Origin of the sequence: Amycolatopsis taiwanensis DSM 45107, assembly GCF_000519205.1 — a bacterium.
Taxonomy (GTDB): domain Bacteria; phylum Actinomycetota; class Actinomycetes; order Mycobacteriales; family Pseudonocardiaceae; genus Amycolatopsis_E; species Amycolatopsis_E taiwanensis.
The window spans coordinates 26,722-39,862 of record NZ_JAFB01000043.1; the positions used below are offsets into that span (position 1 = coordinate 26,722).

General features: G+C 69.7%; 11 protein-coding genes. 5 read left to right on the forward strand and 6 right to left on the reverse strand.

The features are described from left to right. Nucleotides 1-58: 58 nt before the first annotated feature. From A3CU_RS0129550 to A3CU_RS0129560, 3 genes are all read left to right on the forward strand, one after another. Nucleotides 59-871, forward strand: coding sequence for a glycerophosphodiester phosphodiesterase family protein (locus A3CU_RS0129550; protein ID WP_425388286.1), 813 nt, complete (start codon nucleotides 59-61; stop codon nucleotides 869-871). Between the two features lie 39 nt (nucleotides 872-910). Next, nucleotides 911-1,651 (forward strand): thymidine kinase, encoded by a 741-nt coding sequence (locus A3CU_RS0129555; protein WP_027945318.1) that lies wholly within the window; start codon nucleotides 911-913, stop codon nucleotides 1,649-1,651. Between the two features lie 250 nt (nucleotides 1,652-1,901). Then, a complete protein-coding gene (locus A3CU_RS0129560; protein WP_027945319.1) occupies nucleotides 1,902-2,249 on the forward strand; it encodes an RNA polymerase-binding protein RbpA in 348 nt (115 codons plus the stop codon). Nucleotides 2,250-2,320: 71 nt separating this feature from the next. On the opposite strand, the gene A3CU_RS0129565 is transcribed toward A3CU_RS0129560, so the two are convergent. Genes A3CU_RS0129565 through A3CU_RS47290 form a run of 3 tightly spaced genes read right to left on the reverse strand, consistent with a single transcriptional unit; the run spans nucleotide 2,321 to nucleotide 6,473 of the window. Next, nucleotides 2,321-3,085 (reverse strand): polyprenol monophosphomannose synthase, encoded by a 765-nt coding sequence (locus A3CU_RS0129565; protein WP_027945320.1) that lies wholly within the window; start codon nucleotides 3,083-3,085, stop codon nucleotides 2,321-2,323. 25 nt (nucleotides 3,086-3,110) lie between these two features. Next, nucleotides 3,111-4,718, reverse strand: a complete 1,608-nt coding sequence (lnt, locus tag A3CU_RS0129570) for an apolipoprotein N-acyltransferase (RefSeq protein WP_027945321.1) — start codon at nucleotides 4,716-4,718, stop codon at nucleotides 3,111-3,113. Between the two features lie 9 nt (nucleotides 4,719-4,727). Beyond that, entirely contained in the window at nucleotides 4,728-6,473 is a 1,746-nt protein-coding gene (locus tag A3CU_RS47290; RefSeq protein WP_084143936.1) for an amidohydrolase, read from the reverse strand. A gap of 78 nt (nucleotides 6,474-6,551) precedes the next feature. Here A3CU_RS47290 and A3CU_RS0129580 point away from each other — a divergent pair, with 78 nt between their 5' ends. After that, complete coding sequence (locus A3CU_RS0129580) at nucleotides 6,552-7,919, forward strand: KamA family radical SAM protein (RefSeq protein ID WP_027945322.1); 1,368 nt, start codon at nucleotides 6,552-6,554, stop codon at nucleotides 7,917-7,919. Nucleotides 7,920-8,099: 180 nt separating this feature from the next. Further along, a complete protein-coding gene (locus tag A3CU_RS0129590; protein ID WP_027945323.1) occupies nucleotides 8,100-9,017 on the forward strand; it encodes an NADP-dependent oxidoreductase in 918 nt (305 codons plus the stop codon). 158 nt (nucleotides 9,018-9,175) lie between these two features. On the opposite strand, the gene polX is transcribed toward A3CU_RS0129590, so the two are convergent. The 3 genes from polX to A3CU_RS47300 are packed head-to-tail and all read right to left on the reverse strand — an operon-like array spanning nucleotide 9,176 to nucleotide 12,993. Then, nucleotides 9,176-10,906, reverse strand: a complete 1,731-nt coding sequence (polX, locus tag A3CU_RS0129595) for a DNA polymerase/3'-5' exonuclease PolX (protein ID WP_027945324.1) — start codon at nucleotides 10,904-10,906, stop codon at nucleotides 9,176-9,178. Between the two features lie 19 nt (nucleotides 10,907-10,925). Continuing rightward, a complete protein-coding gene (locus A3CU_RS47295) occupies nucleotides 10,926-12,080 on the reverse strand; it encodes an MGDG synthase family glycosyltransferase (RefSeq protein WP_052372394.1) in 1,155 nt (384 codons plus the stop codon). Continuing rightward, nucleotides 12,043-12,993: a DMT family transporter gene (locus A3CU_RS47300; protein WP_043843005.1), complete on the reverse strand. Its 951-nt coding sequence runs from the start codon at nucleotides 12,991-12,993 to the stop codon at nucleotides 12,043-12,045. Before A3CU_RS47300 ends, A3CU_RS47295 begins: the two co-directional genes overlap by 38 nt. Nucleotides 12,994-13,141 lie beyond the last annotated feature (148 nt).

Here is a 13,141-nt window from a genome sequence, read left to right on the forward strand (position 1 = left end):
TCCATGATCGTTCGGCGGGTCGGGTGAACCACCCGAGGAGTCGGCCCATGTTCATGCCATGTCCACGCCGATGACGCACACTGAACGGGTGCAGATCATCCACCCCTACCTGACCGGCACGCACCCTCGGGCATTCGCGCACCGTGGGTGGCATCTGGACGACCTCCACGACATGGAGAACTCGCTCTCGTCGTTCCGCCGCGCGGCGGCCGAGGGTTACTCCTACATCGAGACCGACGTGCATGCCACCGTTGACGGCGTCGTGGTGGTGCACCACGACATGCGCCTCGACCGCACGACCGATGGACGCGGGCCGATCGCCAGGCAGCCCTGGTCGGCGGTCCGACGCGCCAAGATCGGCGGGCGGGAGCCGGTCTCGCGGCTGGAGGACGTGCTCGAAGAGCTCCCGGACGTCAAGTTCAACGTCGACATCAAGAGCAGCGACGCGGTTGAGCCGTTCGTGCGGGTGATCGAACGGTTCGGGGCCTACGAGCGGGTCGCGGCGGCGGCGTTCTCCGACGCACGGCTGGCCCGGTTGCGCAGGCTGGCCGGGCCGAAGCTGATCACCGCGATGGGGCCGCGGTCGGTGGCCACGCTGTGGGCCAACGGCTGCTGGCCGTGGCTCCGACTCGGTTTCTCGGGCCGGGGCGCGATGGCCCAGGTGCCGGTGCGGCAGGGTGTGCTGCGGGTGGTCGACCGCGCGTTTCTGCAGGCCGCCACGCGGGCCGGGATCGAGGTGCACGCCTGGACGATCAACGACCAGAACCACATGCGTGCCTTGCTGGATCTCGGGGTGCACGGCATCGTCACCGACCGCCCGGACCTGTTGCGCGCCCTTCTGATCGAACGCGGCGCCTGGCCGCCGGGCTGAGCACGGACGGGTTGAGGCGCGGCGGTAGTTTTTGCCGTCGTGACCTTGCTTGACGACGATCCGACCGACGCGCTGGCCGCCGTTCGTGCCGCGCGGCGCACCCCCGTCCGTGGCCTGCTCAGGTTCTGCTACGGCCCGATGGACTGCGGGAAGTCCACGCTGGCGCTGCAGATCAACCACAACCATGCCCGGCAGGGCCGGCGTGGCCTGCTGCTGGTGCGGCACGACCGGTCGGGCGCGCCGCGGATCACCAGCCGGATCGGCATCACCCGGGAGGCCGTCGAGGTCGGCGAGGACACCGACCTGCGCGCGCTGATCCGCCGTCGGTGGGTGGCCGGGCAGCCGCTGGACTATTTGATCGTGGACGAGGCGCAGTTCCTCTCCCCCGCCCAGGTGGAGCAGTTGGCGGAACTGGCCGACGAGGTCGGACTCGACGTCTACTGTTTCGGCATCGCCACCGACTTCCAGAGCCACATGTTCCCCGGGGCGAAACGGCTGTTCGAGCTCGCCGACGAGTTGCAGCCGGTGCAGGTCGAGGTGTTGTGCTGGTGTGGTGTCCCTGGCCGGTTCAACGCGCGAGTACGTGACGGTGAGGTGCTGCGCGAAGGCGACACCGTCGTGGTCGCCGACACCGGGCCCACGGAGGTGGAAGACGAAATACCATCACCTGCGCGTCCCGAATCGGCTACTTTGCGTTATCAAGTACTCTGCCGTCGCCATTTCCGGCTTGGTGATCTTGGTCCCTCCGCCGGCGGCCACGGTCAGTTACGACTGACTTGAACGTTGTTCGCATTGCTCTGAACCGGCTCGGAGGGTAGCCCGACTGGGGGATTCACCGAGAAGACAAGCGAAAACGCGTCACAGAGAGGTTCGAATCGCGTCCCTCTGGTGGAAGCTGTTGCCACGGGGTGAGCCAGCTCATCGTGAGCAACGACTCGGTATCGCGGGAATTCTCCGGGCACCGGCCGTCGTTGCATAGGGTGAGCACCACCCTGGCTCGAACCCGAGAGCCCACTGAAAGGACGTCATCATGGCCGACCGTGTTCTCCGTGGAAGCCGGCTGGGAGCGGTCAGCTACGAGACCGACCGCAACCACGATCTGGCGCCACGCCGAACCGTGCGCTACGCCTGCCCGAAGAACCACGAGTTCGAGGTGCCGTTCTCCGATGACGCCGAGATCCCCTCGGTGTGGGAGTGCCGGCTGCACGGCAGCGAGTCCGAGATCGTCGATGGCGGGCAGCCCGAGCAGAAGAAGGTCAAGCCTCCGCGTACCCACTGGGACATGCTGCTCGAGCGGCGTTCCATCCCGGAACTGGAGGATCTGCTGAACGAGCGTCTGGCCGAGCTGAAGGGCCGTCGGACGTCCCGCTCGGCGTAGCTGGCACAGCGCCCATTCACAGCAAAAATCCCCCGCCGTTCGCGGGGGATTTTTGCTGTCCGCTCCGGTCCTCAGCGCCGAAGCAAGCGTCGCAGCTGGTGCCAGCGGTGCTGGGCGCCCCAGATCCCCACGCGCACCATGGCTTCGCGGATGATCGAGCTGCTCATCTTCGACTGCCCGATCTCCCGTTCGGTGAACGTGATCGGAACCTCGACCAGTTCGAAGCCGGCCTTCACGGTGCGCCACGCCAGGTCGATCTGGAAGCAGTAGCCGCGGGAGGCGATCTCGTCCAGTGGCAGCTTCTCCAGCACCGCGCGGCGGTAGGCGCGGAAGCCCGCGGTGTACTCGCGAACCCGCATGCCGAGCGCGAGGCGGGAGTAGAGGTTGGCGGCGCGCGAGAGCAGTTCGCGGTGCTTCGGCCAGTTCACCACGCTGCCGCCGGGCACGTACCGCGACCCGAGTACGAGGTCGGCGTCGGAGAGCGCTTCGAGCATCCGCGGGAGATCCTCGGGAGCGTGCGACCCGTCGGCGTCCATCTCGACGATGGTGGCGTAGTCACGTTCCAGTCCCCAGCGGAAACCGGCGACGTAGGCGGCGCCGAGCCCTGCCTTCTCGGTGCGGTGCAGCACGTGGACCCGATCGTCGTCGGCGGCGAGCTTGTCGGCCAGCTCGCCGGTGCCGTCCGGGCTGCCGTCGTCGACCACGAGCGCGTGCACGTCCGGCAGGCTTTCGTGCAGCCTCTGGAGGATGGGCGTGAGGTTCTCACGCTCGTTGTAGGTCGGGACCACCACCAGAACCGGGTCGATCGGTTGTGCTGCCCGTGGCGCTTGGGCCATCCGTATCCTCTCTCGGCGGATTTCGTTACTCCGCCCCGGTTGCTCGCGTGTCGTCGGCGCTCGCGCGCCGGGTGCGCCGGCCGTACCCGAGCCCGATCAGCACTCCCGCGAGTGCCGCTGAGACCAGCCCGTATTCCGTCCACGCACCGAGTCGATCCGACAGCGTAGTCGTGTCCCGCAACGGCACGCGGCCGACCAGGGATGCTGCGGTGAACTCGCTGGTAGAGGCGGTGATCGTGCCGTCGGGAGCGATCATCGCGCTGACCCCGCTGGTGGCGGAAACCACAACCGCGCGACTGTGTTCGACGGCGCGCAGCCGGGCCATGGCCAGCTGCTGGTAGCTCATTTCGCTCTTGCCGAACCACGCGTTGTTGGTGGGCAGGACGATGAGCTGGGCGCCGTAGTCGACGGCGTCGCGGGAGACGTAGTCGTAGGCGATCTCGTAGCAGATCGGGGTGGCGACTCGAGTTCCGGCGACGTCGAGCACGGAGGGCGCGGAGCCGGGCAGCATGTCGCTGGTGTCGTCGACGAAGGGCGTGACCCACTCGGCGATCGCGCGCGCCGGGACGAATTCGGCGAAGGGTACGAGTTGCTGTTTCGCGTAACGCGCGCCTGGCCCGGTCTGCGGATCCCAGACGATCTCGACGTTCTGGGCCTGTCCGCCGGGTGGCCGGAACCGGGCGCCGACCAGGGTGGGCGCGCCGAGGTCGGCGACCGCCTGGTTGAGCACGGGATCGGCGCGGCCGAAGGAGTCGGTGGCGGTCTCCGGCCAGATCACCAGGTCGGGTTCCGGCTGCGCACCGGCTCGGATCTCGGCGGCCAGCTGCTCGCTTTGCCGCAGGTGGTTGGTGCGCAGGGTCGCCGACTCGTTCAACAGGGCGAGCCCGACGTTGGGCGCGTTGCCCTGGACGGTGGCGACGGTCAGGGTGCCGCCCTCCGCGGCGGTGGCGATGGTCGGCCACGCGGCGAGCCCGGCGAGCACCGGGACCAGGGTGGCAGCGGCGGGCGCGATCAGCGTGTGCCGCGGCCGGTTGAGGCGGGTGAGCAGGGCGGCCAGGCCGAACCCGCTCAGCACCACGGCGAATCCGACCAGGGGCGCGCCGCCGATGGAGGCCAGCGACAGGAACGCGCCTTCGGGCTGGCTGAACGCGACCCGGCCCCAGGGGAAGCCGCCCAGCGGCCACCAGGTTCGCGGGGTTTCCGTCGCGATGATCACCAGTGCCATCCAGGCCGGCGCGCCCGGCAGCCGCGCCACCAGGGTGCACAAGGCGCCCCCGACGCCGAGGTAGGCGGCCAGCGTGGCGGACAGCGCGAGCCACGGCCAGGGGCCGAAGTCGGCCCCGAGGAAGTCCTGGAGCCAGATCAGCAGCGGGAGGTACATGGCAAGGCCGAACACGAAGCCGTAGCCGAGTCCGCCCCAGAGCCGGCGCCCGCGCAGGGCCAGGCCGAACCCGGCGAAGGCCAGCGGTGCCAGCCACCACAGGGGGCGGGGCGCGAAGCTGAGGTAGAAGACGTACCCGGAGGCGGCGGTCAGCAGCAGCCGCAGCAACCAACCGCGCCAGGACGGGCGGATTCTCTCGCGGTTGCGCTTCTCCCGTGCCGGGGCGCCCGACGCTGTCACTGGTGCGGCCACCACTCAACCCTAAGCCGTGCCGGTCAAGGGGGTCTGGGGGCTTGCCCCCGGCGGGGGTGTGGGGGCCGTGCCCCCACCGGACAGAGTGGTCTGGGGGCTTGCCCCCGGTACGGGCGTGGGGTTGGTGTCCCCACCGAGCAGAGCATCGAAAATGATCCGCCCGGAGCGCACGGTGCGCAAGCAGGTCGGCAGTGGGCGCCCCAGCTCCAGGGGCGGTAGTGCCGGCACGCGGGACCGGGGATCGGTGGACCAGCGCTGCACGCGGGAGTCCGGGGTGGCGACCACGAGTTCGGCGGCGTCCCAAATCGCGTAGTGGGCCGGTGCGCCGGGGACCAGGCTGCCGGTAATGCCGTCGTTCATGCCGGCCGCGCGGTGGCCTCCCCTGGTGTGCGCGTTGAAGGCGGCGCGGGCGGACACGCCCGAGCCTGGCGTGCGGTGGTGCACCGCGGCGCGGACGGTGGCCCAGGGGTCGAGCGGGGTCACCGGGCTGTCCGAGCCGAAGGCCAGCACCACACCCCGGGCGGCCAGGGCCGCGAACGGGTTGAGGCCCGCGGCGCGTTCGGCGCCGAGGCGGGTGGCGTACATGCCGTCAGTACCGCCCCAGGCGGCGTCGAAGAGCGGTTGCATCGAACCGGTCACCGCCCAGCCCGCCAGCAGTTCGGCTTGGTCTTCGTCGACCATTTCCAGATGCTCCAGGCGGTGCCCGCGGGCGGCCAGGGCTCGCTGGCCGCAGACCTTCTCGGCGAGCCGGAAACCGTGGACCACCTCGGCGACGGCCGCGTCGCCGATGACGTGGAAGCCTGCCTGCAGGCCCGCTTCGGTACAGGCGACGAGGTGCTCGGCGATGGTGTCGGCGTCGAGGTAGCGGGCGCCGTGGGTGCCGGGGCAGTCGGTGTAGGGCTCGGCCAGCGCGGCGGTGTGGGAGCCGAGCGCGCCGTCGACGAACAGGTCGCCGGCCAAACCGCGTAGGCCGAGCCGCTGTGCCAGGCCGGTCGCGCCGAGTTGTCCCCAGTATCCGACGACCTCGGGCCGTCCGGGTTCGGCCGCGAGTGCCAGCAGGTCGGCGAGGTCCGCTTCACCGGAGATGTCGGGGCCCGCGCATTCGTGCACGCTGACGATTCCACGTGCGGCGGCTTCGCGGAGGAAAGCGTCCTGGGCGCGCCGGCGCTGCTGCGGGGTAATGGCGTCACGTGCGGCCCGACGTGCCCGGTGGTGCGCTTCCTGGGTCAGTGGTCCGTCGGAGGACCAGCCGTCGGCGTCTCGGGCCTGCGGGGCGAGCGCGATCAGCGCGGTGGAGACCAGGGCGGAGTGGACGTCGGTGCGGCTGAGGTACACCGGGACGTCGCCGACCACCTGGTCGAGTTCGGCGCGGCTGGGCACGCGCGGGGCGGACCAGGTGGACTCGTCCCAGCCGTGCGCGACGAGCACCTCGCCAGGGCGGGTGGCCGCGGCGGCGTCCGCGAGCGCGGCGAGCAGCTCGCCACCGTCACGGACGCCGGACAGGTCGAGACCCGTGAGGTGCAGCCCGCTCGACGTGGCGTGGACGTGCGCGTCGACGAAGGCGGGGGCCACGAACGCGCCGTCGAGGTCGACCACCTCGGCCTCGGGGTGCAGTGCGCGCCCCGGCCCGTCCTGGCCGACCCACACCACGGTGTCCCCGGTGACCGCCATCGCGGTGGCGTCCGGCGCGGCCGGCGAGTGGACCCGCCCGCCGACCAGCAAAGTCGTTTCGTTCACGGTTCGAGTCTGCACCATATCCGCAACAGTAATATTTTCGGTATATGCTCATACTTACAGGATATTTTTAGGTCAGCATGACGAGGAGGAGTACAGATGACTGTGACCCAGGAGGCTGTCTCGTCCGCGGACACGCTCAGCCAGCCCTACCGGTACCACCGGAAGACGCTGGTGGAGCCGGACTGGCGGCGGTTTCCCGGCTGGCGTGAGGTCACCGACGCACAGTGGCGGGACGCACAGTGGCAGCGGGTGCACTGCATGCGCAACATCCGGCAGCTGCGGGCGGTACTCGGCGATCTGGTCGACGACCGGTTCTACGACGACCTGGCGGCCGACCAGCACGAGCGGGCAACCATGTCGATGCTCCTGCCGCCGCAGATGCTCAACACCATGGTCGTCGACTCGACGGAGTCCTTGTATGCGGACCCGATCCGCCGCTACATGCTGCCGGTGCGCAGCGACCGGGACCTCCAGTGGCCGAGCCACCCGCATTCGCAACGGGATTCGCTGCACGAGGCCGAAATGTGGGTGGTCGAGGGACTCACCCACCGCTACCCCACCAAGGTGCTCGCCGAACTGCTCTCGACCTGCCCCCAGTACTGCGGCCACTGCACCCGGATGGACCTGGTCGGGAACTCGACCGAGCAGGTGGCCAAGCACCGGCTGGCGCTCAAGCCGGTCGACCGGCAGGACGCGATCATCGGCTACCTCCAGCAGACGCCGTCGGTGCGGGACGTGGTGGTCTCCGGTGGTGACGTGGCCAACGTCCCGTGGCACCAGCTGGAGTCGTTCCTGATGCGGTTGCTGGACATCGAGACCGTGCGGGACGTGCGGCTGGCGACCAAGGCACTGGCCGGTCTCCCCCAGCACTGGCTGCAGCCGAAGGTCGTCGAGGGGCTGGAACGCGTCGCGGGCACGGCGCGGCGGCGAGGTGTGAACCTCGCGATCCACACGCACATCAACCACGAGCAGTCCGTCACACCGCTGGTCGCCGAGGCCGCCAGGACCGCACTCGAGGTCGGTGTCCGCGACGTGCGCAACCAGGGCGTGCTGATGCGCGGGGTGAACGCGACACCCGCCGCGCTGCTCGATCTTTGCTTTGCGCTGCAAGGGGAAGCGAACATCCTGCCGTACTACTTCTACATGTGCGACATGATCCCGAACGCCGAGCACTGGCGCATCGCGGTGTTCCAGGCGCAGGAACTGCAGCACGCGATCATGGGCTACCTGCCCGGCTATGCGACGCCGCGGATCGTGTGCGATGTCCCCTACGTCGGGAAGCGCTGGGTACATCAGCTCGCCGAGTACGACCGGGAGCGGGGCATCTCCTACTGGACGAAGAACTACCGCACGGGCATCGAACACGACGACCCGGAGGCCCTGCGCCGGCGCTACCCGTACTACGACCCGATCTCCACGCTGCCCGAAACCGGCCGGCGCTGGTGGGCCGAGCAGGGCGCATGAACGACCCGTTCATGCCGAATTTCGACAGTAACGGGCCATTCATGCCTTGCCGGTGGTCTGGCTCAGCGGCTGTAGCTCGGGAGCGATCGCGGTAGGCCGAACCACGGGAGCACATGGTTGCCGAAGCAGGTCAACGCGCGGATTCGGTCGCCGGCGAGCGTGAGATACACGGAGGTACCAGTGAAGGCAATCGTCGTGACGGATCAGGCCGCGGAAGCAGCCGGGATCACACTCGCGGAGCGGCCTGAGCCGACGCCGGCGATCAACGACGTCGTCGTTGAAGTCCATGCTTCGGGCTTCGTCCCTGCAGAGTGGGAGTGGCCCTCGACGTGGGTCGATCGCTCCGGTCACGATCGAACCCAGGCGATCATCGGCCACGAGTTCGCCGGAGTGGTCACCTCCCTCGGCTACGGCACGACGGGACTCTCGCTGGGACAGCGGGTGTTCGGGATCACGGACTGGCACCGCGATGGAACCCTGGCCGAGTACGCGGCCGTGGAGGCACGCAACCTTGCGCCGCTGCCGGGGAACGTCGACTTCATGGTGGGTGCGAGCCTGCCGATCTCCGGCCTGACCGCATGGCAAGGCCTGTTCCGGCACGGGCGTCTTCAGGCGGGGCAGAGCGTCCTCGCACACGGCGCCGCCGGCGCGGTCGGATCTGTGGTGACGCAGCTCGCCCGGGAGTTCGGCGCCTACGTCATCGGTACCGGGCGGGCGGCGGACCGCCAGGCGGCGCTCGACTTCGGCGCGAACGAGTTCCTCGACCTCGACGACGAGGAACTCGACGACATCGGCGGGGTCGACCTGGTCTTCGATGTCATCGGCGGTGACATCCAACGGCGCTCGGCGAGCATCATCCGGCCTGGCGGGACGCTGGTGTCGGTGGTCGGGCCTGCCCAGGCTCGCCCGGTCGACGGCCTCGCGATCGACTTCGTCGTCGAGTCCGTGCCGAGTCAGCTGGTGGAGATCGTCGAGCGGGTGCGGGACGGGCGCCTTCGTACGCACATCGGAACCGTCGCGACCCTTGACGACGCCGTCCCTGCGCTCAACCCGACCGAGCGGCGCAAGGGCAAGACAGTCATTCGCGTGCGCCCCTGAGCACCCTGGAATAGGCCAACGGCGCCGCCATGCCGACACCCTACTGGTGCTCTACGAGTCCACCTCGCGCGTCAACGCGGTGCTCGCGCTGAACATCGAGGGACCTGCTCAACAAGCCGCAAGGTGAACTCGGCGAGACCAGCGGCTACGATCCGCCGTCACGACCGGCGAGAGCCCTTGCGCAGGAAGGCGCGCAGTTTGGTCAGCGGCCAGGTGTTGATCACGTCGTCGGGGGTGAGCCAGCCGCGTTGGGCGGTGCCGACGCCGTAGCGGATCACACCGAGGTTCATCGTGGAGTGCGCGTCGCTGTTGATCGCGAACTTCACGCCGAACCGCTTGGCCCACAGGATGTGCTCGTCGCGCAGGTCCAGGCGGTCGGGAAAGGAGTTGATCTCCAGTGCGGTGCCGGTGCGGGCGCAGGCGCGGAACACCTCGTCGAGGTCGGCGTCGACCGGCGGGCGCCGGCCGATGAGCCGCGCGGTGGGATGGCCGATGATGTTGACGTGCGGGTTCTCGCAGGCACGCACCAGCCGCCGGGTCATGTCTTCGGATGACTGGCCGAACGACGAATGCACCGACGCGACGCACACGTCGAAGCCGGCCAGGAACTCCGGTGGCCAGTCGACTTCGCCGTCAGCGTCGATGTTGAGTTCCGTGCCGTGCAGCACGCGCATCCCCCGGTACTTGCCGTCGAGCTCGCGCACCCTGGCTCGCTGCGCCAGCATCTTCTCGTCCGACATGCGTTGCATGACTAGGTTCGGTGCGTGGTCGGTGACGGCGTAGTACCGGTAGCCGCGCTCGGCCGCGGTCGCCAGCATGTCCTCCAAAGTGGACACGCCGTCGGTGAGGTCGGTGTGGGTGTGCAGGTCACCGCGCAGGTCGTCTTCGGTCACCAGCCGGGGAAGGTCACCGCGTGCGGCCGCCTCGATCTCGCCGCGGTCCTCGCGCAGGGTGGGCGGGACCCAGGCGAGCCCGAGGCGCCGATAGACCTCCTCTTCGGTCTCAGAGACGACCAGCTCGCCGGTTTCCACGTCGAACAGGCCGTATTCCGACAGTTTCAGCCCGGCGTGGACGGCGATCTCGCGGGTCCGCACGTTGTGCGCCTGTGAGCCGGTGAAGTACTGCAGGGCAGCGCCCCACGCCTGCAGAGGTACCACGCGCAGGTCGACCTGAAGTCCTTTCGTGGTGCGGATGGAGGTCTTCTTCTCGCCGCCGGCGATCACCTCGCCGGCCACGTCCAGGTTCTTCAGCGCCGCCATGATCGGCGCGGAATCGTCGGACGCGGCCAGGATGTCGATGTCGCCGATCGTTTCGCGGTAGCGCCGCAACGAACCCGCGTAGGCGCAACGCTGGCAACCCACCACTTCGGACAGCTCGGCGACGATCTCTTCGGCCAGCTCCATCGCGACGTTGAGCAGGACGCGGCCGCCGGCCTGCTGCATCAGCTCGATGCCGTGGAGGATGTTCTCCTCGGTCTTGGGCCCGAACCCTTTGAGGTCGCGCAGGCGCTCCTGCTTGATCGCCTCCACCAGTTCCTCGACCGAGGTGATGCCCAGCTCGTCGTGCAGCACCGCCGCCTTCTTCGGCCCCAGCGTGGGAATGGTGATCAGCTGCCGGACCCCGACCGGGATGCGGGCCCGCACCTCCTCGAAGGCCGGCACGCTGCCGGTGCGCAGGTATTCGTCGACCTTCTCGGCGATCGACTTGCCCACCCCGGGAACAGCCCGCAACTCCCGCACGCCGAGGGTGGACACATCCTCGTGGTAACCGCCGATGGCGCGGGCGGCCTTCTCGTAGGCGCGCGCCTTGAACGCGTCACCACCGGTGATGGCGAGGAGGTCGGCGTATTCCTGGAGCAGAGCTTCGACCTCGTCGTTCGGTCGAGCCATGTCAAGCAGGATGCGGCACTCAGCCCGAGGTGTCCAGCCCGGCCGGGCGCGTCCCGCTGGGAACCGCCGCGGTGGCCGCCAGCGCGAGCAGCCCCTCGGTCAGGTCACCGGTGGTCGTGCAGTGCCGGATGGCGGCCTCGGCCATGGCCTTGCCCTGGCCGGGGTCGGCGATCAGGCTGCGGACGGCCGCGGCCAGTTCCCCGTCGTGGGCGCACACCATGGCCAGTCCGGCTTCGGCCATCAGCGTCGCGTTGGCGCGGCCGTGTGCCGCGATCGGCCGGTGCATCAGTACCGGGCGGCCGCAGGCCAGCGCCTCCAGCCCGGTGGCGCCACCGGCGTTGGTGACCACGACATCCGCGGCGACCGTGTACTCCGCCATCTGGTCGGTCCAGCCCAGCAGTCGCAGCCGCGGCTCACGGTCGGCCAGCGGCCGCAGCCGGCGTAGCAGGGCTTCGTTGCGTCCGCAGACGACCACCGGCACCACGTCCGGATGGGCGTCGAGCAGTTCCTTCGCCGCGTCCCCGACGTCACCGAAGCCCAGCGAGCCGCAGGACACCAGCGCGATGAACGCCCCGGCGGGCAGGCCCAGCCGGGCGCGGGCGGCCTCGGCGTCGCCGGGCTTGAACTCGGCCCGGACCGGAGGCGCGGACACGGCGACGGAAGCGCCGGGGACGCAGCGCAACGCCGGTTCGATCGCGCACTCGTGCATCACGAGGTTGAGGTCGATGTCGCCGTACACCCAGAACGGGTGCGGCGCGAAGTCCGAGATCCACGCGCCGATCGGCACCGGCAGCTTCCCGTGGCGGCGCAGCCACTCCAGCCCGGCCGTGCCCAGCGGGTAGGTCGAGATCACGAGGTCGGGCCGTTGCCGGGTGACCTCCCGCGCCAGCCGCCGGCCGCACCAGGCGGCCACGAACCGCTTGGAGGCCGCGGCGAACCACCGGTACCGCCACAGCGAGCGGTAGAAGAACTCGTACAACCAGGGGGTGGTCTGCACATTGGACACGTAGATCCACCGGAACAGCGGCCCGACTCCCCTGCCCATCACGTCGAGCGTGTCCAGCCAGGTCACCGTGGCCCGCGGCCACAGCCGGCCTATCGCATCCTGAAGTGCCCGTCCGGTCGCGTTGTGGCCCTCACCCATCTCCGCCGAGACGACCAGCACCTTGTTCACGTGGCTCCTTCCCGAGGAGTTCACCGGACTGCCGCGACAGCTTGGTCGCCCGGCCGGACAGCAGCACTATGCCGACGATGATGACGGCTCCGGCAACGGCCTCCCCCGCCAGCGCCGCGGGCGAGGTGTTGGCCGTCTCCCCCATCCACCAGACCCCGATGCCGACCCCGACCAGAGGGTCCAGCGCGGTGATCACGGCCAGCGCCGGGGTGAGGAAGCGCCCCTGCTGGAAGGTGTTCTGGCTGAGCAGGAAACCCAGCGGCCCCACCAGGCACACCAGGTAGAGCGCCCAGTTGCGGAACGGCTCGGTGAGGTCTGCGCGTGCCTGCACGGCGACGATCTTCATCAACCCCGCGGTCATGCCGTAGAGCACCCCGGTGGCCACGGCGAGCCCGAGCACCCGCACCGACCCGTGAGCGACCACCGACACGCCGAGCCCGAGCAGGGTGAGCAGGATCAGCGCGATGGCCAGCGGAAACGGCTGGGGGGTGGTGGCGAGCAGGTCGACGTCCCCACTGGGGCGGGCCAGCAGCAGGAACGACGCGAGTCCGGCCACGCAGGTCAGCGAGCCGACGACCATCACCGCGTCGGGGGCCCGGCGTTCCAGGCGTGCGGAGAACACGCCGGCGAAGATCAGCGAGGTGATCAGCAGCGGCTGCACGACCAGTAGCGGGGCGAAGGCCAGCGCGATCAACTGGAGCGCCAGCCCGGCGCCGGTGGCGACCATGCCGATCAGCCACAGTGGCCGGCGGACCAGCCCACGCAGCAGCCCCGGGTCGAGGATCCGGGTGACCGCGACCTCCTTGGTGGCGCGCTCCTGCGCCGCGCTGGCCAGTCCCATGCAGGCGGCGCCGACCACCGCGGCCGGAACGGCCAGCAGCAGCGAAGCACTGGTCGAGGCGGCCACGGTCATTCACTTCCCGCGTTCTTGCGAGACACCCTCCCCTGCTGTGGCGGAAAAGCGTGCCACAGCGGGGGCCCAGCCCGGTCGGGCCGCACGAGCAGGGCTGCGCAATGGTGGCTCATGCGGCCCTCCTGTGTGTGCCTACGGTTAACTTTCC